The sequence below is a fragment of the Rhodoplanes sp. SY1 genome (assembly GCF_046000175.1).
Taxonomy (GTDB): Bacteria; Pseudomonadota; Alphaproteobacteria; order Rhizobiales; family Xanthobacteraceae; genus Rhodoplanes.
This window is the reverse complement of sequence record NZ_JBEOMB010000407.1, coordinates 1-1197: the sequence shown is the minus strand read 5'-3', so window position 1 is coordinate 1197 and position 1197 is coordinate 1. Positions and strand designations below refer to the sequence as shown.

The 1197-nt window shown below is 69.7% G+C and carries 2 protein-coding genes; both read right to left on the bottom strand.

From position 1 onward, the window contains the following. Nucleotides 1-110: 110 nt before the first annotated feature. Nucleotides 111-284 (bottom strand): hypothetical protein, encoded by a 174-nt coding sequence (locus ABTU92_RS30005; RefSeq protein ID WP_408095186.1) that lies wholly within the window; start codon nt 282-284, stop codon nt 111-113. 20 nt (nt 285-304) lie between these two features. Then, nucleotides 305-1197 (bottom strand): phage late control D family protein (locus tag ABTU92_RS30000; RefSeq protein ID WP_408095185.1); only part of this gene is annotated, 893 nt, incomplete at its 5' end.

Sequence of the window (1197 nt, the reverse complement as noted above, 5' to 3'; positions counted from 1 at the left end):
ACTCGGCCGGGCGCGCGGGGCGACCCGGCGCACGATATCGATGGGACGCGCCATGGCGGTCCTCCTGGGTTCGATCGTGGGTGGGCAGAAGTCGATCGCGCCGCGGTGCTTCAGGCCCGCGGCGAAGGTCTCCACACGAGCCGCCAGCCGATCAGCTCGCCGAGCTCGTTGTTCAGGGCGAAGGGCGGCCGCACGTCGTGACCGGCGCGCCGCAGCGTGTCTTCGCGGGCGCGAGCCTTCAGGACCTCGCGCTCGCCGAAATCCTCGATCCTCGTCTCGTCCATCGGCACCGCCGATCGGCTCCCTATCGGCTGTCCGTTCCGGCGCCGGACTGCGGCTGCTTCAGTTCGAGCGTCGTGACGAAGCCCGACGAGCGGTCGAGATCGTGGGTGACGCCGTCGATGCGGTAAGCGCCGTCGATGCCGGGCCGCGCTCCGACCAGCACGCACAGCCCCTCGGGCTGCGCCGACGGCTCACCGACGATCTTGACCGTCCCGGAGCCGGCCTCACGCTCCGACGTCTTCTTGTCGCTGGTCGTCTGATCCTTCGCCTCGTCCTTGTCGGTGCGCACGACGCGCGCCGTGTCGGTCGCCTTCGACTTCCAGCCCGGCACCTCGACGCCGACCTTCTCTTCCATCCACTTCGCCTTCTCGACATCGAACCAGCGGGCCCGCACCTGCTCGAAGCGCGGCGCGATCTCGATCGGTGCGACGTCGGCCGTGATCAGATTGTCGCCCCACACGGCCCGCACCGTGGAGAGCGATGCGCCCGACGCGGACTGGCCGCCGTTCCTCGGCACCATCACGCCCTTCTTGTCGATGATCTTGAACGTCGCGCCGACCTCGCGGGCGATGCGATGGCCGAGCTGGATGAAGCTCTCCGTGCCGGCGAGCCAGTAGTCGCGCTTCACCTTGCCGAGCTCGCCATGGGCCTGGAACGACAGCCCCGCCTTCTTGGCGGCCTCTCCGAGGAAGTCCTGCAGGGTCGCGTCGTCCTTGTGGAACTCCAGGGGCTCCTTGGCCTTGTCCTCCGCATCGTCGAAGCCCTTCGCCGAGATGCGCAGCGTGCGGCCACCGCCGCGGGCACACGAGGCGCGGACATCGTCCACGGTCCCCTGGAACACCCGCGAGACGCCGCGCGAGACCCAGCCGAGCAGCACGACGACGGGTGCACTCTTCGCCGGCATGGCGATGCGGC